Origin of the sequence: Gordonia sp. SGD-V-85, from assembly GCF_001456905.1 — a bacterium.
Taxonomy (GTDB): Bacteria; Actinomycetota; Actinomycetes; order Mycobacteriales; family Mycobacteriaceae; genus Gordonia; species Gordonia hongkongensis.
The window spans coordinates 210,451-235,462 of sequence record NZ_LNQO01000002.1 but is presented as its reverse complement, the minus strand read 5'-3'; the positions used below and the strand labels follow the sequence as shown (position 1 = coordinate 235,462).

Sequence of the window (25,012 nt, the reverse complement as noted above, 5' to 3'; positions counted from 1 at the left end):
GGATTCAGGTCACCTGCTCGGGTCCGGGAAGAAGTCGGCTCATGGTCGACATGCGGCGCTGCACTCCGGCGATCTCGCGGACCGCCTGCCCGAGCAGGCTGCGGTCCAGCGGGGACAACTGCCTGACATCGAACCGATCGCCGGGCGGATCACCGTTGTCGAATTGTGCGACCTGATATCGCAGCCGAACGCGCTGCAGCACATCGAAGACCTCGATGAGCGTCGACGCATGATCGCTCGGCAGCATCTCGCTGCCGGACGCCGCGCGCAGACGGCCACGGGTGTCGACCTCGGTCGAACCCACACTGACCGCGGCCCACCGCGCGATGTTGACGAGCGGTGTCACCGCATGCCCCTTGATGTCGACGATGTTGCCCCGACCGGTCAACACATCCCGCCGGGACCGCAACCGGGCACGCATCGAAAGGGTTTCGGCCAGCAGCAGATTCATCGTCCGGGGGTCACGCCGCAACCCGGCGATCATCGCGACCGCGGGCGTCGCCGACACCGCGTCGCGCCCACGGACCGGCCGGCCGTCGAGCATCAGCGATGTGAAGATCATGCCCTTGCCGGCGAGCGGATCATCGATCCACGCACGCGCCGCCGTCTGCCACTGCGTGTGGGTCCGCGCGAACAGCGGCTTCGACGCGACGGCGCCGTTGTCGTCGACCCGCAGTCCCGCGTTACGCACCACCTCGTCGACCTCACCGAAGGCTGCCCGATAGCGTTCGATCTCGCCGCCGGCCGAATCGTCGATGGAGACAGCCGAATCCACGTCCGAGCTCAGCACCGGCTCCCGACGGGCGTTGCTGCCCAGCGACAACCAGGTGAACGCTGCGGGGTCGAGTTCGGGGTGCGCGGTCAGGACGACATCGAGCGCGCGACCGACGACCGCGTCGACGATCATGGAAGCCGCGCGCGAGATCTCGTACGGCGGTCGGTCCCGGCGAACCTGATCGGCCACGAACTGCGGCAGCCTGCGCGCGTGCCCCTGCAGCTCCTCGACGTCGATCGAACGTCGGATCTGTTCGCGCAGCGGGATACCCGCACCGACGGGGTCGGCGACGAAATCCCCCGCCCCGACGACACCGATCACCTCGCCGTCGGCGCCACGGACGGGGACAATCGCCAGATCGCGGTCGACGAGCTCGGTCAGGACGTCCATCGCCGATGCGTCGGCCCCGACGACGAAGGCCGGCGTCGTCACGATCTCACCCACGGGAGTGTCGACCCTGCGCCCGGCGGCGACCACCTCGGCCCGGATGTCGGAGTCGGTGAGCACGCCGTACCGGCGGCCCGACAGCGGGATCACGACATAGTCCTGTCCGCGCTCGGTCATCAACGCGGCCGCCTGGCGGACGGTCATGTCGGCCCGGCCGATCACCGGTGCGGTGCGGAGCAGTTCGGCCACGGCGCTCGCCGCCGAGATCCCGCCGGCGTCCCGACGCCGCGCCACCGTCAGCTGCGGCTTCTCCTCACCGGCCATGTCTGCAGAGTCTAGGCGGGCCCGGGGTCTGCGAAGACCGTCGGCCGGTCGAATGATTCGGAGTCCGGCCGGCACACCGCGGGGCCCGGGTTCGGCTCGAAGGGAGCAGACACCCTCTCGGAGCAAAGGACCCCCGATGATCAAGCCTCACGTCGCCGCCGCGACCACCCTGCTGGCCGCTCTGGCCGTGGCAATGGGCACGACCGCCCCCGCAGCCGCCATCACGCCCGAGTACGCCGACACACTCACCGCCGGCCAGGGCATCCTGATCGGCGACGGCCTGTGTTCCATCGGGTTCTTCGGGACCAACGCCGACGGTGACCGTCTCGCCGTCACGGCCGGGCACTGCGCCGAGGGCGTCGGCGACGAGGTCACCACCACCGACGGCGAGACGATCGGTGAGGTCGTGGACTGGCAGGACGACGGCGGCACCCCCGACGGGTCGATCACGCTCGCCGATCCCCGCGGTTACACCGTCATCGCGATCGAGGACGACTGGGAGGTGGACCCCGTGTTCGCTACGGCGGCCGACCCCGAGGTCGGCGAACCGGTCGCCAAGACCGGCGAACGCACCGGGACGACCGTCGGCACCGTGACCGCCCTGCTGCATCAGGACGCCGCGCCCGAGCATCGTCTCGTCAACGCCGAACTCGTCGTCCTCGGCGGGGATTCGGGTTCACCGTGGTACCAGGAGACCCGTGGCGGACGGTATGTCCTCGTCGGGATCTCCTCGAGCGGCAACTTCGGCACGCAGAACCCCGACCAGGCGATCTCGACGGCCCAGACCATCGAAGGCCTCTACGAGCAGATCGCCGGATCCGGGTCGGCCTGGACCGACGGCTTCGAGATCAGCTTCGACACCGCCGACCGATCCTGACGCCGGCTTCCAGACGACACCGGGGCCCGCCGTCCGCAATGGACGGCGGGCCCCGGTGGGTCGTTCTCAGATCAGGCGTCGGCCTTCACCGCGTCATCCTTGACCGCGTCGGGGGCGGGCGCGTCGGCCTTGTCGGCGTCGTCGTCGACCGGGACGAGGCTGATCTTGCCGCGCTCGTCGATGTCGGCGATCTCGACGCGGAGCTTGGAGCCCACGTTGACCACGTCCTCGACCTTGTTGATGCGCTTGCCCTTGCCGAGCTTCGAGATGTGCACGAGGCCGTCGCGACCCGGGAGCAGCGACACGAAGGCGCCGAATGCGGTGGTCTTGACGACGGTGCCCAGGAAGCGCTCCCCGACCTTGGGCAGCTGCGGGTTGGCGATCGCGTTGATGCGGTCGATCGCCGCCTGCGCGGACGGACCGTCGGCCGCGCCGACGAACACGGTGCCGTCGTCCTCGATGGAGACGTTGGCGCCGGTCTCCTCGGTGATGCCGTTGATCGTCTTGCCCTTCGGGCCGATCAGCTCGCCGATCTTGTCCATCGGGATCTTGATGGTGGTGATCCGCGGCGCGAACGGGCTCATCTCGTCGGGCTCGTCGATGGCCTCGGCCATGACGTCGAGGATGGTCAGTCGGGCGTCCTTGGCCTGGCTGAGCGCACCCGCGAGCACCTGCGACGGGATGCCGTCGAGCTTGGTGTCGAGCTGCAGGGCGGTGACGAAGTCCTTGGTGCCCGCGACCTTGAAGTCCATGTCGCCGAAGGCATCCTCGGCGCCGAGGATGTCGGTCAGTGCGACATAACGGGTTTCGCCGTCGACGGTGTCGGAGACGAGGCCCATGGCGATGCCGGCGACCGGGGCGCGCAGCGGCACACCGGCATTCAGCAGCGACATGGTCGACGCACAGACCGAGCCCATCGAGGTCGAACCGTTGGAGCTCAGTGCCTCGGACACCTGGCGGATCGCGTACGGGAAGTCCTCGACGCTCGGCAGCACCGGCATCAGGGCACGCTCGGCGAGCGCACCGTGGCCGATCTCGCGACGCTTGGGCGATCCGACGCGACCGGTCTCACCGGTCGAGTACGGCGGGAAGTTGTAGTGGTGCATGTACCGCTTGGACGTCTCGGGTCCGAGCGAGTCGATCTGCTGCGCCATCTTGACCATGTCGAGTGTGGTGACACCCATGATCTGGGTCTCGCCGCGCTCGAACAGCGCACTGCCGTGGGCGCGCGGGATGATCGCGACCTCGGCCGAGAGGGCACGGATGTCGGTGATGCCGCGGCCGTCGATGCGGAAGTGGTCGGTGAGGATGCGCTGCCGGACGAGCTTCTTGGTCAGCGACCGGTAGGCCCCGCCGATCTCCTTCTCGCGGCCCGCGAACTGCTCGCCGAGCTGCTCGAGGACGTCGGCCTTGAGCTCGTCGGTCTTGTCGTCGCGCTCCTGCTTGCCGGCGATCGTCAGGATCTCCGACAGGCGATCGGTGGCGGCGGCCGCCACGGCGTCGTAGGCATCCGACTGGTACGCCGGGTACAGCGGGAACTCGGCGGTCTCCTTGGCCGCGGCGGCGGCCAGGGACTTCTGCGCCTCGCAGAGGCGGGCGATGAACGGCTTGGCGGCTTCGAGGCCCTCGGCGACGATCGCCTCGGTCGGTGCCTGCGCGCCGCCGGCGATGAGGTCGATGACGTTGTCGGTGGCCTCGGCCTCGACCATCATGATCGCGACGTCGGCGCTGTCACCGGAGCCGGCGACGATCCGGCCCGCGACGACCATGTCGAACACGGCGCCCTCGAGCTGCTCGACGGTCGGGAACGCCACCCACTGGCCGGCCTTGTTCTCCTCGGTCGGGATGAGCGCGACACGCACGCCACCGACCGGACCGGAGAACGGGAGACCCGCGAGCTGGGTGGAGGCGGACGCGGCGTTGATCGCGACGACGTCGTAGAGGTCGTTCGGGTTCAGCGAGAGGACGGTCACGACGACCTGGATCTCGTTGCGGAGACCGTCGACGAACGACGGGCGCAGCGGACGGTCGATGAGGCGGCAGGTCAGGATCGCGTCGGTCGACGGACGACCCTCGCGACGGAAGAACGATCCGGGGATGCGGCCGGCGGCGTACATCCGTTCCTCGACGTCCACGGTCAGCGGGAAGAAGTCGAAGTGCTCCTTCGGGTGCTTCGACGCCGCGGTGGTCGAGAGCAGCATGTTCTCGTCGTCGAGGTAGGCGGTCACCGAACCGGCGGCCTGCAGCGCGAGGCGTCCGGTCTCGAACCGGATCGTGCGGGTGCCGAAGCTCCCGTTGTCGATGACGGCGGTCGCCTCGGTGATCGCGTCGTCGTAGTCGTCGGCGAAGTCTTCGGTGGTGTTCACATCTGTCATGTGGGGTGGAATCCCTTCGTAGCGGCTGCCGGTGGCGGCCGTCTGACGCGGCCACGAGAAGGTGGCCGCTTGTGCGGTTGGGGGTGGCCTTCGCGGAGGTGCGCAGCACGAACTCACGTGTCACGTCGAGCGGGCTCGCACAGGAGCGCACGCGCGGATCGGACCTACCCAGAACGCGCCGAGAATGTGCGGCAGCACGGTGAATGGCGCAGCGTGTCTGCGCCGGATGAGTGCTCAGACGGCCTTCGATCGAAGCGGCCGGAATCCTGCGCGCCCGAGGGTTGCCCGGGCGAGGGTTCCGGCGGCCACTACCGAGGACCGATCTGGCTGGTCGTTCCGCACTGCCTCGAGTTCCGGCACGATCCGTCTGTCAGCGTATCACCGCCGACTGTCGATACCTCAATACGACGACCCCCGATACGACAAAACCGGCCGCCCCCGTTTCGGGGGCGGCCGGTGGAAGTCGGGAGATCAGCGACGCAGGCCGAGACGCTCGATGAGCGAACGGTAGCGGTTGATGTCGACCTTGGCGACGTACTTCAGCAGACGACGGCGACGGCCGACCAGCAGCAGCAGACCGCGGCGGCTGTGGTGATCGTGCTTGTGCTGCTTCAGGTGCTCGGTGAGGTCGGTGATGCGCTTGGTCAGCATCGCGACCTGGGCCTCGGGCGAGCCGGTGTCGGTCTCGTGCAGACCGTACTCGGCGAGGATTTCCTTCTTCTGCTCGACAGTCAAAGCCATGGAGTTACTCCTGTTTCTCAGTACCGCGTCCGAAACAACCACGGTGCGCCACCGCGGACTGCAGCAACACCGACTGATCAGGCTACCGCCCGGGTGGGACCCGGCCCAAATCCAGGGCTCAGCTCTCGGCCGCCGCCAGGATCTCGCGCGTCTTCGTCACGTCGTCACCCATGGCGGTGATCAGGTCGTCGACGCCGTCGAACTGTTCCATCCCGCGGATGCGGTGCACGAAGTCGACGGCGACGTGCTGCCCGTAGAGGTCGGCGCTCTTGTCCAGAACGAATGCCTCGACCGTTCGGGTGCGGCCGGAGAAGGTGGGGTTGGTGCCGACCGACACCGCGGCCTGGTAGCGCTCCCCCGGTTCGACCTCGCCGACGACCGGACCCGCGCCCAGGATCGTGAACCAGGCGGCGTAGACCCCGTCGGCGGGGATCGCGGCGTACATCGGCGGGGCCACGTTGGCCGTCGGGTACCCGAGGTCGCGGCCACGGCCGTCGCCGCGCACCACCACACCCTCGACCCGATGCGGGCGGCCGAGCGCCTCGGTCGCGCGGTCGACGTCACCGGCCGCGACACACGAGCGGATGTAGGTCGACGAGAAGGTCACCGCATGTTCACCGAACAGCGAGACCGATTCCACCGAGAAGCCGAATTTCCCACCGAGTTCGGCGAGCTTGGCCACGTCGCCGGCCGCCTTGCGTCCGAACGTGAAGTTGTCGCCGACGACCACGACGGCCGCGTGCAACGTCTCCACGAGGATGTCGTGGGCGAAGTCCTTGGGCGACCGGGCGGCGAGTTCGGGTGTGAACGGCATGACGCAGAAGACGTCGATGCCGAGCTCCTCGGCCAGCTCGGCGCGTCGTGTCAGCGTCGTCAGTTGCGGCGGATGGGATCCCGGGCGGACCACCTCGGACGGGTGCGGGTCGAACGTCATCAGCACCGCCGGGACGCCGTGCTCCTTCGCCGCCTTCGTGGCGGCGTTGATGAGCTCGGCATGTCCCCGGTGAACACCGTCGAAGACACCTATGGTGACCACGCACCGTCCCCAGCCCGCGGGGATGTCGTCCAGACCTCGCCAACGCAACACGCGACCAGACTACGGGCACCCGGTGTTCCAAACCACCACCGCCACTCGCGTTTGCGGTGGGGTTAAGCTCTTGGTCATGCCTCGGGGAACGGATCGTCCGGTGACAGAACTGTCACAGGTGACCCAGGACTATCTGAAAGTGATCTGGACCAGCCAGGAGTGGGAAGACGTCAAGGTCACCACCAAGCTGCTGGCGCAATCCCTCGGCGTGTCCGCATCGACCGCGTCGGAGGCGATCCGCAAACTCGCCGACCAGGGCTTCGTCTCGCACGAACCGTACGGCGCGGTCACCCTCACCGCCGCTGGACGGTCCGCGGCCATCCTGATGGTGCGCCGCCACCGGCTGATCGAGACCTTCCTGGTGCGCGAGCTGGGCTACCGCTGGGACGAGGTCCACGACGAGGCGGAGATCCTCGAACATGCGGTGTCCGACCGGCTGATGGCCCGGCTCGATGCGAAACTCGGCTTCCCCGACCGGGATCCGCACGGCGACCCGATTCCCGCACTCGACGGCTCGATCCCCGCACCGGACGCGGCACTCCTGGCCGACCTGGAGGTCGGGGCGTCGGGCGCCATCGCCCGGATCTCCGACACCGATCCCGAGATGCTGCGCTACTTCGACCAGGTGGGCGTCGCCCTCGACTGTGTGGTGACCGTCGCCGAGAAGCGCCCGTTCGCGGGCACGATCTCGGTGTCGCTCGACGACGGCGACCCCATCGACCTCGGCGACATCGCCGCGCGCGCCATCTTCGTCGTGCCGCGCGGCTGAACCGTTTCTTCGGCAGGGCGCGTCAGCGCAGGGTCGCCGGCCGCACCACCATCACCGAACTCGCGCGGCGACCCTTCTCCTGGATCAGCGCGATCGCCTGTTCCCTCGGATCGACGACGACGTAGATCTCCTTGCGGCCGATCGGCTCCAGCCATCGCCCCTGACTGATCGACTCGGCCTCGTCGTCGTCGATGTCGCGGCGCGGGAACGAGATCTTGACCGCCTCGTCGATGTCGAGGCTGACGCGCGGCTCGTCGCGGACGTCGTCGAGTGTGCGCGCATGGTCGAGGGTGAACGGGCCGACCGCCGTCCGCCGGAGTTCGGTCAGGTGCCCCCCGACCCCGAGCGCGGCGCCGAGGTCGCGCGCCAGTGACCGGATGTACGTGCCCGACGAACAGTCAACGGCCACGTCGAGATCGACGAACGCGGCGTCGCGCCGGGCGTCGAGCAGCTCGAAGCGGGACACGGTGACCGGGCGCGCCGCGAGGTCGAAGTCGGCTCCGGTCCGCACCAGTGCGTGCGCTCGCCGCCCGTCGACCTTGATGGCGCTGACCTTCGCCGGGACCTGCTGGATGTCACCGGTGAGATCGGCCATGGCCGCGGCGATGTCGGCGTCGAGGACCCCGGATGCGTCTGCCGTGTCGAGGATCTCGCCTTCGCGGTCGTCGGTCGTGGTGGACGCGCCGAGTCGGATCGTCGCCGTGTACGACTTCGTCGTCAGCGAGAGGAGTCCGAGAAGCTTTGTGGCCCGCTCGATCCCGACGACCAGGACACCGGTGGCCATCGGGTCGAGGGTACCGGCGTGCCCCACGCGGCGGGTGTTGAAGATCTTCCGGCATCGTGACACGACATCGTGGCTGGTCATCCCGGCCGGCTTGTCGACGACGAGCAGTCCGGCGTTCTCGATGGTTGCGTCGGCCACGTCAGGTCAGCGCGATCGTGGTGGTGATGATGCCGCGCTCGACCAGCCAACGTCCGGAGAACTCCAGCAGCGGCGGTCCCCCGTCGGCGGCGGCCGGGTCGATGAGGATGCGCGAGGTGAACGTCCCCGACGTCGGGGTGGACTGTTCGAAGGTGATGTGCGCGTCCTCGAAACCCAACCAGCGCTTGGCGACCGGGAACCAGGCCTTGTAGGTGGCCTCCTTCGCACAGAACAGCAGACGGTCCCAGTGCAGGTCACCCGACCGGGTCGCGAGCACCTCGCGCTCGGCGGGCAGGCTGGTGTGCTCGAGCACACCGTCGGGCAGGCTGTCGTGCGGCTCGGCGTCGATACCGAGGGAACGCACCGACATCGCGTAGGCGACCGTCGCGGCGCGATAACCGTCGCAGTGGGTGAGGCTGCCCACGATCCCGGCCGGCCACACGGGTGCCCCCTTGTCCCCCTTGAGGATCGGGACGGGCTCGTAACCCAGCTCCCCCAGCGCCTGCCGGGCGCAATGCCGAACGGTGGTGAACTCGCGACGACGCTTCTCCACCGCGCGCGAGATCAGGCTCTGCTCGGCCGGCAGCAGGACGAGATCCGGCGGATCGGCGAACGCCTCCGCCGAGGCGACGCCGGCCGGCAGGAGCTGTTCGATCATCGGTTGTCCTCTCGCGCTTGCCGTTCCGCTTGCCGCTCGGCCTGTCGTGTTCGTCGTTCCGCCTGCCGCTGCTCGACCCGCTGCCGGAACTCGGCGGCCCGTTCGGCGTAGTCGGGCGGCAGGTCGAACCGGACTCCGTGCTCGGGCAGATCGGACGCACCGAGCCCGTCTCCGGGAACGATGTTGCGCATCAATGGGTTCGGGAGTCCGCGGCGCTTCCACTCCCGCGGGTAGCCGACCGACACCTCCTCGAACCGGATGCCGTCGTACCAGGTGGTCCGGGGGATGTGCAGGTGCCCGTACACGCAGCACGCTGCGTTGAACTCGGTGTGCCAGTCCGCGGTCAGCTCGCTGCCGCACCACAGCGCGAACTCCGGATAGATGAGCGCGTCACACGGTTCGCGGCGCAGCGGCCAGTGGTTGATGAGGACCGTCTTCTCGGCGGGGTCGATGGCCTGCAGCCGACGCCGGGTGATCTCGATCCGCGCCCGACCCCAGGCGTCCCGGGTCGGGAACGGCTCGGACGACAGCAGGAACTCGTCGGTGGCCACCACATTGCGTTCCCGGGCGAGCGCGAGCGCGGTCAGTTTGTTGGCCGTGCCCTCCGGGCGGAAGGTGTAGTCGTACAGCAGGAACATCGGGACCACGCGGACGGGATCGGAGCCATCGCCCGGATCGAACAGCGGGTAAATGTCCTCCGGGGTCACCACGCCGATGTCGCGGCAGGCCTGGACGAGGTAGTCGTACCGCGCGACCCCGAACACCTGCAGCGGATCCTTCGCCGTCGTATACAGCTCGTGGTTGCCCGGGACCCACACGACGGTGGCGAACCGAGCCCGCAGACGACGCAGGGTGTCGACGATGTCGTCGGTGCGTTCGGCGACGTCACCGGCGACGATGAGCCAGTCGTCCGGCGAGGTCGGCCGGATGCTGTCGATGATGTGCTCGTTGCCCCGATGCGCGATGTGCAGATCGCTGATCGCCCACAGAGTAGCCACGAGGATCCATCGTGCCAGAGGATCGCGATCAGGCGCGGACCGCACCTGCCCGGCGCCACCGGCCGGACCGGATCCGCCACACCACGGTGGCCAGACGCACGAGCATGAACACCACCAGGCCCGACCACACACCCGCGAGTCCCCAGTCGAACACGAGCGACAGCCAGATCAGCGGCAGGAACCCGATCAGGGCGCCGGCGAGGGTCGCGGTGCGCAGGAAGGCGGCGTCGCCGCTGCCGAGGAGCACGCCGTCGAGCGCGAAGACCACGCCGGCGATCGGCAACATGCCGACGAAGAACCACCAGGGCACCCCGACGGCGTCGAGGACGGCGGCGTCGGAGGTGAAGATACGCGGGATCAGCGTCGCACCGGCCGCGAAGAGGGCAGCCATCGCGGTGGCGGCGACCACGGACACCGCGGTGACGCGCCGGGCGACGGAGTCGGCTGCGCCGAGTCGTCCCGCTCCCAGCGCCGCGCCCACCAGCGCCTGGGCGGCGATGGCCACCGAGTCGAGGAACAGAGCCATGAACTCCCACAGCTGCAGCACGAGCTGGTGCGCCGCCACCTGGGCGACCCCGAATCGCGCCGCGACCGCGGCCGCCGAGACGAAGCAGATCTGGAACGACAGACTGCGCACGATGAGATCCCGCGCCATGACCAGTTGCGCGCGGATGATCGACCAGTCGGGTGCGAAGGCGCGCGAGCCGGGCCCGTGGCCGGCACCCACGGCGACCCGCCGTGCCTCGCGGACCACCCGCACGGCGAACAGCACGCCCGTCACACCCTGTCCGATCACGTTGGCCACCGCGCTGCCGTCGAGACCGAGACGCGGGAACGGGCCGACGCCGTGGACCAGTCCGACGACGAGGACCGCGGCGAGGGACAACCCGACCACGACGTAGACGACGGGACGACGAGTGTCCTGGACGCCGCGCATCCACCCGTTCCCGGCCATCGACAGCAGGATCAGCGGGACGCCGAACATCGCGATCCGCAGCCAGCCCGCCGCGTCCTCGGCCACCGCGGCGGACTCCGGCGAGGACGTCCCGACCAGCAGACGCATCACGACCGGGGCGCACGGGTAGGCGACGGCGACGATCGGGACGCCGACCGCCACCGCGATCCAGCTCGCCTGTACGCCTTCGACGACGGCGCCGGGCCGGTCACCGGAGCCGAAGCGACGCGCGGAGCGGGCGGTGGTGCCGTAGGACAGGAAGGTCAGCTGCGTGCTGACGATCGAGAGCACCAGGGTGCCGACGCCGAGAGCGGCCAGTTGTTCGCCGCCGAGGCGTCCGACGACCGCCAGGTCCAGCAGGAGGTACAGCGGCGGCGCGATGAGGACGGCGAGAGCCGAGACGGTGAGGGTGGCGATGCGTGCCACGCCCGGGGCGTCCCCGGCGTCCGGCTCCGACGCGAGGCTCAGAGCGACTCCAGCAACCTGGCGACCACCTCGTCGGCGGTACCGGTGTCGCTGTACCCGGAGGCCTGACGATGCCCGCCGCCGCCGTGCGCCCGGGCGATCGGTACGAGATCGACGATGTCCTTGGACCGCAGCGAGACCGTCCAGACACCCGGCTCGCCCTCCTTGAACACCGCTGCCACCTCGGCCTCACGGGCGGTCCGGATGGTGTCCACGACGCTCTCGGACTCCTCCCAGCTCATCCCGGCCAGCGCCTGCTGGTCGACCACGGCGTACACCAGACCCTCACCGTCGCAGGCGGTCGGTACGAGCTGCGCCGACGCCAGGACACCCGACATCATCGAGAACCAGGCGAACGGATGGGAGTCGAACAGGATCCGGCTCCACTTCCGTGTGTCGACGCCGGTCTCCAGGAGCCGGGCCGCGACCCGGAACGACGCCGGACGGGCCCAGCGGAACGAGCCGGTGTCGGTGCTGAGGCCGGCGTAGACGCAGGTGGCGATGTCGGCGTCGAGTTCGACACCCAGGTCGTCGAGGACGTCGAGCACCAGCACGGCGGTGCAGTCGGCGGCCGGGTCCACCAGGTCGAGATCGCCGAAACCGGGGTTCGACGCGTGGTGGTCGATGACGATCGAGGTCTGCGCCGCGGTGAACGTCTCACCGAGCGAGTCCAGCCGCTCGAGGTTGGCGGCGTCGACCGCGACCACCAGTGGGTGTCCGACGACCTGCGCGGGAGCGCACAGCAACTTGCCACCGGGCAGCCCGGCGAGCGACGCCGGGAGCTGTTCGGTCCCCGGGTAGGAGACCTCGACGTCGACGCCCCGGCGGTCGAGTGCCAGCCCCAGCGCCAGACCGCTGCCGATCGTGTCCGCATCGGGGCGGACATGACAGCAGATGGTCACCGCGGTCGCGGAGGCCAGCGTCGCGGCGATCGCCGCACTCGACGAACTGCTCACTCGCGGGTACCGGTGGTGTCGTCGTCCGCCGAGCGGTACGGGTCGGACTCCCCCGCCGGCTTCGCCTCGGCAGCGCGTCGGGCGACGAGTTCGTCGTTCGCGCGGGCGCGGGCGACGAGCTCCTCCATCTGACGCGCGGCATCGGGAACCGTGTCGAGTACGAAGCGCAGGGTCGGGGTGAAGCGCACCCCGGTACCCGCACCGACCTTCGACCGCAGCACGCCGGTCGCCTTCGCCAGACCCGAGGCCGCAGCCTCGAAGTCGGGTTCGGCGTCGATGGATTCACCCATCACGGTGTAGTAGATCGTCGCATCGTGGAGATCGTTGGTCACCCGGGCATCGGTGACCGTCACATACGCCAGTCGCGGATCCTTGATCTCGTGCGCGATCGCCGACGCGACGATCGACGAGATCCGCTTGGCCAGGCGCTGAGCCCGTGCCGGATCTGCCATTCCAGGACTCCTTCCATAGCGCTGCGTGCGCGCCGACCGGAGACCGGTCGGCGCGCACCACAACTGTCGAGATGTCGTACGAGGGTGGTCGTCGCCGCGATCAGTCGCGCGGCTTCTCCCGCAGCTCGTAGGTCTCGATCACGTCGTCCACCTTGATGTCCGAGTAGGTCAGCGTGAGACCACATTCGTAGCCTTCGCGAACCTCGGTGGCATCGTCCTTCTCACGCTTGAGCGACGACACGGTGAGGTTCTCGGCGACCACCACGTTGTCGCGCAGCAGGCGGGCCTTGGCGTTGCGCCGCATGATGCCCGACTGCACGAGGCAACCGGCGATGTTGCCGACCTTCGACGACTTGAAGATCGCGCGGATCTCGGCGCGGCCGAGCTCCACCTCTTCGTAGATCGGCTTGAGCATGCCCTTGAGCGCGCTCTCGATCTCGTCGATGGCCTGGTAGATCACCGAGTAGTACCGGATGTCGACGCCCTCGCGGTTGGCCAGCTCGGTGGCCTTGCCCTCCGCCCGGACGTTGAAGCCGATGATGATCGCATCCGAGGCCGCCGCCAGGTTGACGTTGGTCTCGGTGACGCCACCGACACCGCGGTCGATGATCCGCAGCGAGACCTCGTCGCCCATCTCGATGTTCAGCAGGGCCTCTTCGAGGGCCTCGACCGTACCCGAGTTGTCACCCTTGAGGATGAGGTTGAGCTGGCTGGTCTCCTTGAGAGCCGAATCCAGGTCTTCCAGGCTGATCCGCTTGCGGCTGCGTGCCGCCAGCGCGTTGCGCTTGCGCGCGTTGCGCCGGTCGGCGATCTGCCGGGCGATGCGGTCCTCCTCGACCACGAGCAGGTTGTCGCCTGCGCCGGGGACCGAGGTGAAGCCGATGACCTGGACCGGACGCGACGGCAGCGCCTCGGGGACGTCGTCGCCGTGTTCGTCGACCATGCGTCGGACACGTCCGTAGGCGTCGCCGGCGACGATCGAGTCGCCGACCTTGAGCGTGCCGCGCTGGACCAGCACGGTCGCCACCGGGCCGCGGCCGCGGTCGAGGTGCGCCTCGATGGCGACACCCTGGGCGTCCATGTCCGGGTTGGCACGCAGGTCCAGCGACGCGTCCGCGGTGAGTAGGACGGCCTCGAGCAGCGCGTCGATGTTCTCGCCCTGCTTGGCCGAGATGTCGACGAACATGGCGTCGCCGCCGTACTCCTCGGGGACCAGACCGTATTCGGTCAGCTGCCCGCGGATCTTCTGCGGGTCGGCGCCTTCCTTGTCGATCTTGTTCACCGCGACCACGATCGGCACGTCGGCCGCCTGGGCGTGGTTGACCGCCTCCACCGTCTGCGGCATGACGCCGTCGTCGGCCGCGACCACGAGGATCGCGATGTCGGTCGCCTTGGCGCCGCGGGCACGCATGGCGGTGAACGCCTCGTGACCCGGGGTGTCGATGAAGGTGATCAGGCGATCCTCACCGTTGAGGTGGGTGTTCACCTGGTAGGCACCGATGTGCTGCGTGATGCCGCCGGCCTCGCCCTCCCGGACGTTGGCCTTACGGATCGTGTCGAGCAGTCGGGTCTTACCGTGATCGACGTGGCCCATGACGGTGACCACCGGCGGACGCTGTTCGAGGTCTTCCTCGCCGCCCTCGTCCTCTCCGTAGGTGAGGTCGAAGCTGTCGAGCAGCTCGCGGTCCTCGTCCTCGGGGCTGACCACCTGGACGCGGTAGTTCATCTCCGAGCCGAGCAGCTCGAGCGTCTCGTCGTTGACCGACTCGGTCGCCGTCACCATCTCGCCGAGGTTGAACAGCGCCTGGACCAGCGAAGCCGGGTTGGCGTCGATCTTGTCGGCGAAGTCGGACAGCGACGCACCGCGGGCGAGACGGATGATCTCGCCGTTGCCGCGCGGCAGCCGGACGCCACCGACGGCCGGTGCCTGCATGTTCTCGTACTCGGCGCGTTTCGCCCGCTTCGACTTGCGACCACGGCGCGGTGCACCACCGGGACGACCGAAGGCGCCTGCTGCGCCGCCGCGTCCACGGCCGCCACCGCCACCGCCGCCGGGACGACCGCGGAAACCGCCACCGGGAGGTCCTCCCGGTGCACCGGCTCCGCCGCCGCCGCGGTAACCACCGCCGCCGCCGGGGCCACCACGGCCTCCGCCGGCACCGCCTCGACCACCCGGACGGGCGTCAGGACGGGCCGCGCGTGACGGCATCGCGCCGGGACTCGGACGCGGGGGCATGTTGCCGGGATTGGGACGGGGACCGCCCTGGCCGGGAGCGGGACGACCGCCACCGGGACGCGGACCACCCTGGCCGGCGGCGCCGGGACGACCTCCGCCGGGACGCGGACCGCCCTGACCCGGTCCGGGACGGGCAGCCGGACGCGGCGCGGGCGCCGGTGCCGACGAATACGGGTTGTTGCCCACCCGCGGCGTACGCGGACCCGGCTTCGGGCCGGGACGCGGCCCCGGGCTCGACGTGGGGGCAGACGGTGTTGCCGACGCGGCCGGGGCCTGCGGCGCCGGTGCCGCGGGAGCGGGACGCGGGCTCGGACGTTCCGCCGCGGGGGCGGGCGCCGGGGCCGGGGTCTCCGCCGGTGCGGGCGCGGGCTTGGGTGCGCCCGGCTTCGGCGCGTTGGTGCGCGGGCCGGGGCTCGGACGATCGGCGACCGGCGCCGACGGGGTTGCGGGTGCACCGGGCTTCGGTGCGTTCGTGTTGCCGGACGGCTTGGGTCCGGGCTTGGCGCTCTGGCGCGGGCCGGGGGCCGGGGACGACTTCGAGTCCTTGGCTCCCCCGTCCTTGCCGGGGAACGATTCACGCAGTCGACGGGCCACGGGGGCCTCCACCGTCGACGACGCCGATTTGACGAACTCGCCCTGCTCCTTCAAACGCTCGAGCACCTGCTTGCTCGTGACGCCGAGCTCTTTGGCCAGTTCGTGCACGCGGGCTTTGCCTGCCACTGCTCTCCTCACTTGGAGGCCAAGCGGCTCACCCGCTACGGCCTCGATTTAAGTCCGGTACATGCTCATCGTGACTTCACGGTGTGCTCATGTCTTCTGCTACCTGTTCCGGCTCCGGGGAGCCATCCTCTGGTGGGTGATCGCGCCGAGCTGTTCGGTGAGATCGTCCGGGTCCACGGTCAGACCGGGGGTCCGGAGTGCCGCGGCGAAGGCCCGGCGTCGCGTCGCGGTGGAGATGCACTCCGACCGCGCGTGCAGCCACGCGCCTCGTCCCGGCATGGTCTTCGCGGGATCGACCACGACTGTCGGGGTGTCACCGCACAGCTGTGCGACGACACGGACCAACTCGCCGGCCTCTGCCCGCTGCCGGCAACCGATGCACATCCGGATGGGTGTGCCGCCGGCTGGCGAACGGGGGGCGGATCGCTGAACCATCGATCAGTCTAGCGCGAGCGGGCCCGGCGGGGACAATCGGCCGCTGCGCGTCACTCCGGCCCGCCCTCGGCCGCCGGCGCGGCGTCGGACCGGATGTCGATCCGCCACCCCGTGAGCCGGGCCGCGAGCCGGGCGTTCTGGCCCTCTTTGCCGATGGCCAGCGACAGCTGGTAGTCCGGCACGATGACCCGCGCGGCCTTGGCGGCGGCGTCGACGACCGTCACCGAGACAACCTTCGCGGGCGACAACGCATTCCCGACGAAGACCGCCGGGTCGGTGTCGAAGTCGATGATGTCGATCTTCTCGCCGGCGAGTTCGCTCATCACGTTCCGTACGCGCTGGCCCATCGGACCGATGCACGCGCCCTTCGCGTTGAGGCCGGCCACGCCGGTGTGCACCGCGATCTTCGACCGGTGGCCGGCCTCGCGCGCCACGGCGACGATCTCGACGCTGCCGTCCTCGATCTCGGGCACCTCGAGGGAGAACAATTTCCTCACCAGGTTCGGGTGGGTCCGGGACAGGGTGATCTGCGGACCGCGGGGTCCGCGGCTCACGCCGACGACGTAGCACTTGATCCGGTCGCCGTGGGTGTAGACCTCGCCGGGCACCTGCTCGGCGGGCGGGATGATCCCCTCGGTGGAATTGGCGTCGCTGCCGATCTGGACGACGACCATCCCGCGTGCATTGGCGCGCGAGTCCTGCTGCACGACGCCGCCGACGATCTCACCCTCGTGGGCGACGAGGTCGCCGAAGTTCTTCTCGTTCTCGGCGTCGCGCAGGCGCTGGAGGATGACCTGCCGTGCGGTCGTCGCCGCGATGCGGCCGAAACCCTCGGGGGTGTCGTCCCATTCGTGGACGACGTTCCCGTCCTGGTCGACCTCCTGCGCCATCACGCGGACGGCGCCGGACTTGCGGTTGACGTCGACACGGGCATGCGGCGCGAAACCGTCGGTGTGGCGGTAGGCCGTCAGCAAGGCGGTCTCGATGGCGGTGATGACGGTCTCGATCGAGATGCCCTTGTCGGCCTCGATCATGCGCAGGGCGGCGATGTCGATGTTCATGTCGTCGGTCTCCTATTCACTTGTCGTGTTCATTTGTGGTGTTCAGTTGTCGCGCGGCCGCGGGGGCGCGGCGCGCTTCGATCTCGTCGGGTCCGAGGCCGCACAGTTCGAGCTCGCGCACGCTCGGCTGAGAGAAATCCACCTGCACCACGGCTTCGGTCACTGAGGCGAGGTCGACGGTCTCCACCGCGATCCGCCCCTTGTGGTTCGCGACCACCTCGACCGCCGGCGCCGGGTCGTCGAGCAGCCTGCCGATGCGTCCGGCGACGGTGCGCGGCTGCGATCCGGGTCCGCCGGCGACCCCCACGACGACGCGCCGACCGGTGTTGCGACGCCAGTGCCGCGGCAGGGTGAGCGGGCTGTCGACGCCGCGCGAGGTCACCTCGAGCACGTAGGCGAGGTCGGCGAAGTCCGGCGTGGCGTCGAGGAGGTCGGAGATCTCGGTGCTCAGTCCGGCGAGGACGTCGAGGTCGCTGCCACCGTCGCGGTCGACCACGATCGACAGTTCCTCCTGGCCGTCCCGGCTGCGCGCCGTGATGTCCTCGAGGTCGAATCCCCGTTCGGCGACAAGCTTTTCGACGAGTTCGCGCACCTGCGTCGGGCTGATCGGCATGCCACTCCCCTCGTCTTCAGTTGTCGGGCCGTGCCGGGTCTCGCACGACGTTGCTCCGAACATCCTAGTGGATCGATCGCGCGGAGAACTGCTGGCATGATGTCCCGGGTGAGCATGCCCCCGATCGAGCGACGGACCCTGCGGCACCCGATCGACCGGCGCACCGCCTTGCGCGGCGGACTCCTCGCGGGCGCCGTCGTCGTCGGTGCCGGGGCGGCCGGCGTCGGACTGACCGGTTGCGATTCGTCGCCCTCCGCGGAGACCCTGCTGGCCGAGAGCCTGGTGCCCCTGGTGCGCTCGGCGTCCGCGGACGAGAGCACCGCGCGCGCCCTGGTCGCCGTCGAGCCCGCCTACGCCACCGCACTCGGTGTCGTGGCCGATCAGCGCGCCCAGCACGCTCGCGCACTGCGCGAGGAGATCATCCGGCTCGACCAGGAGGTGGCGGCGACACTCGACCGTCCCGCCACCTCGGCGACCGCCTCGACATCCCCGGCGGGTGCCCCACCGGCGGCACCGTCCCTGGCTCGACTGCGCGTCGATCTCGACGCCGCGGCCGGGCAGGCCCGCCGGGTCGCGCTCGGCGCCGCCGGGTACGCAGCCGGGCTGACCGGGTCGGTCGCCGCGGCGGTCACTTCGATGCGAGAGGTGCAACTGGCATGACGTCCCCCGTGAACACACCGGCGTCGAACTCACCGGCCGCGCAAGCAGATCCCGACGACCCGTTGGTCGTCGCCGCCGAGACCGAGAACGCCGCGATCTTCACCTACGGCGTCATCACCGCCTTCGTCGCCGCCTCCCGTCGACGCACCGTCGCCGAGTACGCCGACGCCCATCGCGCCCGACGCGACGAGATCGACCGGACGATCGAGGCGGCGGGGAACACACCGCCGCTGGCGGCAGCCGGCTACACGCTGCCGATCGAGGTCACCGACCCGACCACGGCGGCCCGCGCCGCGCTCGGCGCCGAGAACGACTGTGCGAGCGCCTATCGTGCGTTGCTGGAGCAGGCCGACGACGAGACCGGACGCCGGATCGGCGCCGACGGGCTGTCGGAGAGCGCGGTGCGCGCCGCGCGCTGGCGGGTGGCTCTGCAGGAGAGCCCGGTCACGGTGGCGTTCCCCGGGTCTCCCGCAGACGGCTGAGCCGCCTCAGCCGCGGGCGGCCGCCACCACCGCGTCGACCGCGGTGTCGACCGCGACCTCGGTGGCCTCACCGGTGAAGCGGTCGCGGATCTCGATGGTGCCGTTGGCATATCCGCGACCGACGACCACCACGGTCGGCATCCCCAGGAGTTCGGCGTCCTTGAACTTCACTCCGGGCGACGCCTTCCGGTCGTCCAGGAGCACATCGAGACCGGCCGCGTCGAGGTCGGCGGCGAGCTGCTCGGCGCCGGCGACGGCGGCCTCGTCCTTGTTGGCGATGACGAGGTGAACCGCGAACGGCGCCACCGACTTCGGCCAGCGCAGGCCCTTGTCGTCGTGGGACTGCTCGGCGATGACCCCGACGAGGCGCGACACCCCGACACCGTAAGAACCCTGGGTCAGGCGGACCGGCTTGCCGTTCTCGCCGAGGACGTCCACCTCGAAGGCGTCGGTGTACTTCTGGCCGAGCTGGAAGATGTGCCCGATCTCGATGCCCTTGGCGCTCACCAGGGGTCCGGCGCCGTCCGGCGACGGATCGCCGTCGCGGATCTCGGCGGCCTCGACCGTCCCGTCGGGCGTGAAGTCGCGGCCGGCGACCAGACCGACGTAGTGCCGGCCCGGCTCATCGGCGCCGGTGATCCAGGACGTCCCCTCGACCACCCGCGGATCGACGAGGTAGCGGATGCCGTTGTCGGCCAGCGCCTTCGGTCCGATGTATCCCTTGACCAGGAACGGGTTCGCGGCGAAGTCGGCGTCGGTGAGCAATTCGACCTCGGCGGGTTCGACGGACGCCTCGAGACGCTTGAAGTCGACCTCGCGATCGCCCGGGACACCGATGCCGGTGACCTCCCAGTCACCGCCCGGCACACGGAGTTTCACGAGCACGTTCTTGAGGGTGTCGGCGCCGGTGTACTGACCGTCGAGCGTCGCGTTCGCCCAGTCGACCAGGCTGTCGATCGTCGGGGTGCCGGGCGTGTCGTGGACGACCGCCGCGGGCAGGTCGTCGTAGGGCAGCGGATCGGGCGCACGGGTGATGACCGCTTCGACGTTCGCGGCGTAACCGGATTCGACGCAGCGCACGAAGGTGTCCTCGCCGACCGCGGACTCGGCCAGGAACTCCTCGGAGGCGCTGCCACCCATCGCGCCCGAGGTCGCGGCGACGATGACGTACTCGATCCGCAACCGCTCGAAGATCTTCTGATACGCCTCGCGGTGCGCGTTGTAGGCGGTCTTGAGTCCGTCGTCGTCGAGGTCGAAGGAGTAGGCGTCCTTCATCACGAACTCACGGCCGCGGAGGATGCCCGCGCGCGGCCGTTCCTCGTCGCGGTATTTGGTCTGGATCTGGTACAGGATGACCGGCATGTCCTTGTACGACGAGTACTCACCCTTGACCAGCGTCGCGAACAGCTCCTCATGGGTCGGGCCGAGGAGCATGTCGGCACCCTTGCGGTCCTTGAGGCGGAAGAGCGAGTCGCCGTATTCGGTCCAGCGGTTGGTGGTGTCGTAGGGCTCGCGGGGCAGCAGGGCGGGCAGCAGGATCTCCTGGCCGCCGATGGCGTTCATCTCCTCGCGGACGACGTTCTCGATCGCCTTCAGCACGCGTAGACCGAGCGGCAGCCACGAGTACACACCGGGCGCGACCCGGCGGATGTAGCCGGCTCTGACCAGCAGCTTGTGGCTGGGGACCTCCGCGTCGGCGGGGTCGTCGCGCAGGGTCCGCAGGAACAGGGTCGACATGCGTGTGATCACGACCAACCAGCTTAGTTATGGTGTTGCGGTGCTCGTCATCCTGCCTCCCTCCGAAACGAAATCCGACGGCGGGCGCGGCGCTCCCCTGGATCTCGACACGCTGTCCTTCCCCGAGCTGAACCCGGTCCGCAAGCAGGTCGCCGAGGCGCTCGTCGCCCTGGCCGCCGATCTCGAGGCCAGTCGTACCGCGCTCGGGCTCGGCGCCACCCAGCTCGACGAGGTCGACCGCAACGCCGACCTGTGGCTGTCCCCCACCCGGCCGGCTCTCGAGCGCTACACCGGCGTCCTCTACGACGCCCTCGATCACCGGTCGCTGACCCGGGCGGGCAAGACCAAGGCGTCCGACCGGCTGGCGATCGGGTCGGCGTTGTTCGGTGTCGTGCGGGCACCCGATCCGATTCCCGCGTACCGGCTCTCGGGCGGTTCCAAGCTGCCCGACATGCCGACGCTGGCGGCGCTGTGGAAACCGGACCTGTCCCCCGCGCTGGACGCGGTCGACGACTTCGTCGTGGACCTGCGCTCGGGCGTCTACCACCAGCTCGGTCCGGTGCGCGGCGCGGTGACGGCGACCGTGATGACCGAACAACCGGACGGCTCACGCAAGGTGGTCAGCCATTTCAACAAGCACTACAAAGGTCTGATGGCCCGCGAGCTGGTCCGCACGCGGCGTTCCGTACGCGACGTGAACGGTGTGGCCGCGGTCCTCGCCGACGCCGGGCAGCGGGTCGAGATCGAAGCGCCGGACCGCATCGTCGTACTGACCGACTGACCCGGCACCGAGATCCACGACGCTACTGCGCGTCGAAGTCGAAGAGGGTTGCGCCACCGGGCTCCACGGTCTGCAGGACGGTCGCCCGCCGCGGCGTCACCCGGTAGACGTACCAGGGCGGCGGGCCGGCCGACGGCGCACTGAAGTCGGCGGTCAGCGCGGCACCCGACTCATCGACACGGCACGGCCACCCGTCGCTCGCCCACAGCTCCGCCATCTCGGCGACGACGGCGGGCTCGGTGACCAGGTTCGCGTCGCCCTCGACCACCAGGTCGGCCTCGTCGAGTGCCACCGACAGGGTGCAGCGCGGGTCGCGGGCGAGGTTGCGCGCCTTCCGGGTCGACCGACCGGTCTCCAGCCAGATCGCGTCCCGGTGCCACAGCGCCCCGATGCCGGTGACGTGCGGGCTGCCGTCGGCGTTGATCGTGGCGATCCACCACGTGTGCCGGTCGGGGCCACCGGTCCCGGGTGCCTGGGACACCCCGGCGGTCAGTCGGGCCGCGACGGGCTGCCAGTCGAGCGTGCCGATGTCGTAGAGCTCAGCGAGATTCTTGGCATCCATACCGGGACCGACCGTGCGTCCGCCCGGAATTCATCGCCGGGTGTCGGACCCCGGGGTGTTCGGCTCGGCGTCGAGCCCGGCGTCGGCGGCTTCCTGGGCGGCCTGTCCCTCGGCGACCTGCTCCGGCGTGAACCGCATGAACAACACCACGACCGCGGCGAGGACGGCGATGCCAGCGCAGGCGGCGAAGGCCAGCCCGTAACCCTCGGCCTGCGCGGCGAGCTGGGTGGGGTTCATCGTCTCGACCGGCGCGGTGGTGCCGCCCTTCGACAGCGCGCGCGAGGTGACCATCGCACCGACGACGACCAGGCCGACGGCCCCGCCGAGGTTCTGCGCGACCTGCGCGAGCGCGGTCAGGGGGCCGATCTCGGTGGTGCCCACCCCGGCCACCACGGACAGGGTCAGCGGGATGACCGCCAGACCGACGCCGAAGCCGATCACGACGACGGGGACGAAGATGCTCGGGAAGTAGTCCGGTGAGTCGGTCGCGATCGACGATGCGTAGAGGCAGCCGACGAGGATCACCGCGCCGCCGACCAGGACGAGCCAGCGCGGCTGGATCATCAGCGCCAGCTTCGACGCGATCGCCGCGGCGATGCCCAGCCCGAACGCGAACGGCACGACCGCGAGCCCGCTCTGGATCGGCGAGTACTGCAGGATGCCCTGCAGGTACAGCGAGATGAACACCGCCATGCACATCATGATCATGCTGGCGAGCAGGATGGCGAGCAGGGCTGCGACGCGTGAGCCGTTGTCGAAGAGGGAGAACGGCAGCAGTGGGTTCCGGGCGCGCCGTTCGACCACGATGAACGCGGCCAGGGCGAGGGCGCCGAGGATGAACGAGCCGACCACGACCGGCGCCGTCCAACCGTTGGGCCCCTCGTTCACCGCGAGCACCAGCAGGGTGCAACCGAGGGTGCCGAGGACCGCGCCGGGCACGTCGAGGGGCAGCCGCTCACCCTGGGATTCCCGCAGCGCGACGATCGCCCCGACGACGACGATCAGACCGATCGGCACGTTGATGAGGAAGACCAGGCGCCACGACAGCTCGGTCAGCACCCCGCCGAGGATGAGCCCGGCCACCGATCCCACGCCGGTCATGGCCGCGTAGACCGCGAAGGCCTGACTGCGCGGTTTGCCGGGCGCGAAGGTGGTGGCGACCAGCGCCATGGCGGTGGGCGCCGCGATCGCCGCCGACGCGCCCTGCAGGGCCCGGCCGGCGAGGAGGCTCGCCTCGTTCCAGGCCAGTCCACACAGCAGCGAGGTGAGGGTGAAGGCGACCACGCCGACGATGAACATCCGCTTGCGGCCGAACGTGTCACCGAGACGGCCGCCGAGGAGCATGAGACCGCCGAACGCCAGCACGTAGCTGCTGATGACCCAATTGGCGCTGGACTCCGAGAGCGTGAGCGCGTCGCGGATGCTCGGGAGCGCCAGCGCGGCCACGGTGCCGTCGAGCACGACGAGCAACTGCATCCCGGACAGCACCAGGATCGGCAGGCCGAAGACCGGACGGAACTGCTCGCTGTTCCCCGTTCCTGTGTTCACCGTTCCAGTGTTCACGGTTCCGGTGTTCGCAGCTCCGGGAGTCGACATAGAGAACGACCGTACCGGCCGATCGCCGGGACATGCCAATCTGCGTTGATTCGGTCTGGGTTGATCTGTTCAGGCGCCCTCGGTGAATGCGGCCACGTCGCCGATGACGACGATCGCGGGCGGACGCAGCCCCTGCGCCTCCGCGACCTCGCCGGCGTGCGCGAGATCGGTACGCAGCAGACGCTGGGTCGGCAGGGATCCGTTCTCGATCATCGCGACCGGGGTGTCGGGCCGCCGGCCGCCGTCGAGCAGTGCGTCGGCGAAGACCTCGACGCGTTCGACCGCCATCATCAGGACCAGGGTGCCGCGCAGCTTGCCCATGGCCGACCAGTCGATCAGCGAGTCGGGGTGGCCCGGCGGCACGTGGCCCGAGGCGATCACGACCTCGTGGGTGACGCCGCGGTGCGTCACCGGGATGCCCGCCGATGCCGGTGCGGCGATCGAGCTGCTGATCCCCGGCACCACGGTGACCGGGACCCCGGCGGCCACACAGGCCTGCAGTTCCTCGAAACCCCGCCCGTAGACATAGGGGTCCCCGCCCTTGAGGCGGACCACGAACTTGCCCTCCTTGGCCTTCTCCACGAGGACGTCGTTGATGGCTTCCTGCTTCATCGCGCGGCCGTAGGGCACTTTGGCGGCGTCGATCACCTCGACCTGCGGGCCGAGTTCGGCGAGCAGTTCGGGGGGCGCGAGCCGATCGGCCACCACCACGTCGGCCTCGGCGAGGAGCCGTTGGCCGCGGACGGTGATCAGGTCGGGGTCGCCGGGACCGCCACCGACGAGGGCCACGCCCGCGGCGTGCGGGGCGGCGTCGTCGACACTCAGCGACCCCTCGGCGAGGGCACGGCTCATCGCGGCTCGGAGTGCGGCCGACAGTTTGTGGTCGCCGCCGGCGAGGACGCCGAACTGGACGTCGCGGTGACGGCCGGACGCCGGGGTGACGGCGGTGCCGTGGCGGGCGTCGTCGGCCCGGACGCAGAACGTGTGCCTGCGCTCGGCCTCGGCCACCACCGCCTCGTTGACGGCGGGATCGTCGGTGCAGGCCATCGCGTACCAGGCGCCCTCCAGATCGCCGTCGGCGTAGCGGCGCTGGGTGACGGTGATGCCGGTGAAGGATTCGACGGCCGGGGTGGGATCGAGCGCGATGACGTGCACGTGGGCACCCGCGGCGACCAGATTGGGCAGCCGCCGCTGCGCGACGGACCCGCCGCCCACCACGACGACCTTGCGTCCGCGGAGGTCGAGGCCGACCAGGTAATGCCCCTCTCCGGAGGGGAAGGCGTCGGGCCCGGGGACGTGCGGGGGTCCTGGGACATTCGACCCCGGGACATTCGACCCCGGGACATTCGACAGGGCGGAGTCAGGCTCGGACATGGGAGCTGACCTTA

At 69.9% G+C, this 25,012-nt stretch carries 23 protein-coding genes; 5 read left to right on the top strand and 18 right to left on the bottom strand.

What is annotated here, in order from left to right; translation table 11 throughout:
* Window positions 1-4: 4 nt before the first annotated feature.
* Window positions 5-1,486, bottom strand: a complete 1,482-nt coding sequence (locus AS181_RS03120; RefSeq protein ID WP_058250142.1) for a putative nucleotidyltransferase substrate binding domain-containing protein — start codon at window positions 1,484-1,486, stop codon at window positions 5-7.
* A gap of 136 nt (window positions 1,487-1,622) precedes the next feature.
* Here AS181_RS03120 and AS181_RS03115 point away from each other — a divergent pair, with 136 nt between their 5' ends.
* Window positions 1,623-2,363, top strand: a complete 741-nt coding sequence (locus tag AS181_RS03115) for a hypothetical protein (RefSeq protein ID WP_058250141.1) — start codon at window positions 1,623-1,625, stop codon at window positions 2,361-2,363.
* 71 nt (window positions 2,364-2,434) lie between these two features.
* Here the strand turns inward: AS181_RS03115 and AS181_RS03110 are convergent, their stop codons facing one another.
* The 3 genes from AS181_RS03110 to AS181_RS03100 form a co-directional block, all read right to left on the bottom strand.
* Window positions 2,435-4,738 carry a polyribonucleotide nucleotidyltransferase gene (locus AS181_RS03110; RefSeq protein WP_058250140.1) on the bottom strand — a complete coding sequence of 768 codons (2,304 nt, stop codon included), beginning with the start codon at window positions 4,736-4,738 and terminating at the stop codon, window positions 2,435-2,437.
* Window positions 4,739-5,209: 471 nt separating this feature from the next.
* Complete coding sequence (gene rpsO, locus AS181_RS03105; protein ID WP_004021887.1) at window positions 5,210-5,479, bottom strand: 30S ribosomal protein S15; 270 nt, start codon at window positions 5,477-5,479, stop codon at window positions 5,210-5,212.
* Window positions 5,480-5,597: 118 nt separating this feature from the next.
* Window positions 5,598-6,566: a bifunctional riboflavin kinase/FAD synthetase gene (locus AS181_RS03100; RefSeq protein WP_082652846.1), complete on the bottom strand. Its 969-nt coding sequence runs from the start codon at window positions 6,564-6,566 to the stop codon at window positions 5,598-5,600.
* A gap of 100 nt (window positions 6,567-6,666) precedes the next feature.
* Here AS181_RS03100 and AS181_RS03095 point away from each other — a divergent pair, with 100 nt between their 5' ends.
* Window positions 6,667-7,335 (top strand): metal-dependent transcriptional regulator, encoded by a 669-nt coding sequence (locus AS181_RS03095; protein ID WP_082652845.1) that lies wholly within the window; start codon window positions 6,667-6,669, stop codon window positions 7,333-7,335.
* 22 nt (window positions 7,336-7,357) lie between these two features.
* Here the strand turns inward: AS181_RS03095 and truB are convergent, their stop codons facing one another.
* The 10 genes from truB to rimP all read right to left on the bottom strand — a co-directional run bounded on the left by truB (window position 7,358) and on the right by rimP (window position 17,806).
* Window positions 7,358-8,257, bottom strand: a complete 900-nt coding sequence (truB, locus tag AS181_RS03090) for a tRNA pseudouridine(55) synthase TruB (protein WP_058250137.1) — start codon at window positions 8,255-8,257, stop codon at window positions 7,358-7,360.
* Between the two features lies 1 nt (window position 8,258).
* Window positions 8,259-8,915: a 4'-phosphopantetheinyl transferase family protein gene (locus tag AS181_RS03085; protein WP_058250136.1), complete on the bottom strand. Its 657-nt coding sequence runs from the start codon at window positions 8,913-8,915 to the stop codon at window positions 8,259-8,261.
* Window positions 8,912-9,913 carry a metallophosphoesterase family protein gene (locus AS181_RS03080; protein ID WP_175404254.1) on the bottom strand — a complete coding sequence of 334 codons (1,002 nt, stop codon included), beginning with the start codon at window positions 9,911-9,913 and terminating at the stop codon, window positions 8,912-8,914. The genes AS181_RS03085 and AS181_RS03080 overlap by 4 nt, the downstream gene beginning before the upstream one ends.
* A 28-nt stretch (window positions 9,914-9,941) precedes the next feature.
* Complete coding sequence (locus AS181_RS03075) at window positions 9,942-11,294, bottom strand: MATE family efflux transporter (RefSeq protein ID WP_175404253.1); 1,353 nt, start codon at window positions 11,292-11,294, stop codon at window positions 9,942-9,944.
* Window positions 11,295-11,332: 38 nt separating this feature from the next.
* Complete coding sequence (locus AS181_RS03070; RefSeq protein WP_058250134.1) at window positions 11,333-12,289, bottom strand: DHH family phosphoesterase; 957 nt, start codon at window positions 12,287-12,289, stop codon at window positions 11,333-11,335.
* The gene (gene rbfA, locus AS181_RS03065; protein WP_058250133.1) at window positions 12,286-12,741 is read right to left on the bottom strand and encodes a 30S ribosome-binding factor RbfA; all 456 of its coding nucleotides are present in this window, start codon (window positions 12,739-12,741) and stop codon (window positions 12,286-12,288) included. Before rbfA ends, AS181_RS03070 begins: the two co-directional genes overlap by 4 nt.
* Before the next feature lie 100 nt (window positions 12,742-12,841).
* Window positions 12,842-15,697 carry a translation initiation factor IF-2 gene (gene infB, locus AS181_RS25600; protein ID WP_058250132.1) on the bottom strand — a complete coding sequence of 952 codons (2,856 nt, stop codon included), beginning with the start codon at window positions 15,695-15,697 and terminating at the stop codon, window positions 12,842-12,844.
* Between the two features lie 99 nt (window positions 15,698-15,796).
* On the bottom strand, window positions 15,797-16,081 hold the full coding sequence (locus AS181_RS03055; protein ID WP_058250131.1) for a YlxR family protein: 285 nt from the start codon (window positions 16,079-16,081) through the stop codon (window positions 15,797-15,799).
* Window positions 16,082-16,182: 101 nt separating this feature from the next.
* Complete coding sequence (gene nusA / locus AS181_RS03050; RefSeq protein ID WP_058250130.1) at window positions 16,183-17,193, bottom strand: transcription termination factor NusA; 1,011 nt, start codon at window positions 17,191-17,193, stop codon at window positions 16,183-16,185.
* A 16-nt stretch (window positions 17,194-17,209) separates the two neighbouring features.
* On the bottom strand, window positions 17,210-17,806 hold the full coding sequence (rimP, locus tag AS181_RS03045) for a ribosome maturation factor RimP (RefSeq protein ID WP_058250129.1): 597 nt from the start codon (window positions 17,804-17,806) through the stop codon (window positions 17,210-17,212).
* A gap of 96 nt (window positions 17,807-17,902) precedes the next feature.
* On the opposite strand from rimP, the gene AS181_RS03040 reads away from it, so the two are divergent.
* Together AS181_RS03040 and AS181_RS03035 are read left to right on the top strand one after the other, a co-directional pair.
* Window positions 17,903-18,466 (top strand): hypothetical protein, encoded by a 564-nt coding sequence (locus tag AS181_RS03040; protein WP_058250128.1) that lies wholly within the window; start codon window positions 17,903-17,905, stop codon window positions 18,464-18,466.
* On the top strand, window positions 18,463-18,948 hold the full coding sequence (locus AS181_RS03035; protein WP_058250127.1) for a ferritin-like domain-containing protein: 486 nt from the start codon (window positions 18,463-18,465) through the stop codon (window positions 18,946-18,948). The genes AS181_RS03040 and AS181_RS03035 overlap by 4 nt, the downstream gene beginning before the upstream one ends.
* Window positions 18,949-18,954: 6 nt before the next feature.
* Here AS181_RS03035 and AS181_RS03030 read toward each other — a convergent pair whose 3' ends face one another.
* Window positions 18,955-20,685, bottom strand: coding sequence for a proline--tRNA ligase (locus AS181_RS03030; protein ID WP_058250303.1), 1,731 nt, complete (start codon window positions 20,683-20,685; stop codon window positions 18,955-18,957).
* Here AS181_RS03030 and yaaA point away from each other — a divergent pair.
* Complete coding sequence (gene yaaA, locus AS181_RS03025; RefSeq protein ID WP_175404252.1) at window positions 20,684-21,466, top strand: peroxide stress protein YaaA; 783 nt, start codon at window positions 20,684-20,686, stop codon at window positions 21,464-21,466. The two genes, AS181_RS03030 and yaaA, sit on opposite strands and share 2 nt — an antisense overlap.
* 22 nt (window positions 21,467-21,488) lie before the next feature.
* On the opposite strand, the gene AS181_RS03020 is transcribed toward yaaA, so the two are convergent.
* The 3 genes from AS181_RS03020 to cobA all read right to left on the bottom strand — a co-directional run bounded on the left by AS181_RS03020 (window position 21,489) and on the right by cobA (window position 24,998).
* A complete protein-coding gene (locus AS181_RS03020) occupies window positions 21,489-22,028 on the bottom strand; it encodes a pyridoxamine 5'-phosphate oxidase family protein (RefSeq protein WP_058250125.1) in 540 nt (179 codons plus the stop codon).
* A gap of 30 nt (window positions 22,029-22,058) precedes the next feature.
* Window positions 22,059-23,504: a DHA2 family efflux MFS transporter permease subunit gene (locus AS181_RS03015; RefSeq protein WP_175404267.1), complete on the bottom strand. Its 1,446-nt coding sequence runs from the start codon at window positions 23,502-23,504 to the stop codon at window positions 22,059-22,061.
* A gap of 189 nt (window positions 23,505-23,693) precedes the next feature.
* Complete coding sequence (gene cobA / locus AS181_RS03010) at window positions 23,694-24,998, bottom strand: uroporphyrinogen-III C-methyltransferase (protein WP_231742230.1); 1,305 nt, start codon at window positions 24,996-24,998, stop codon at window positions 23,694-23,696.
* Window positions 24,999-25,012 lie beyond the last annotated feature (14 nt).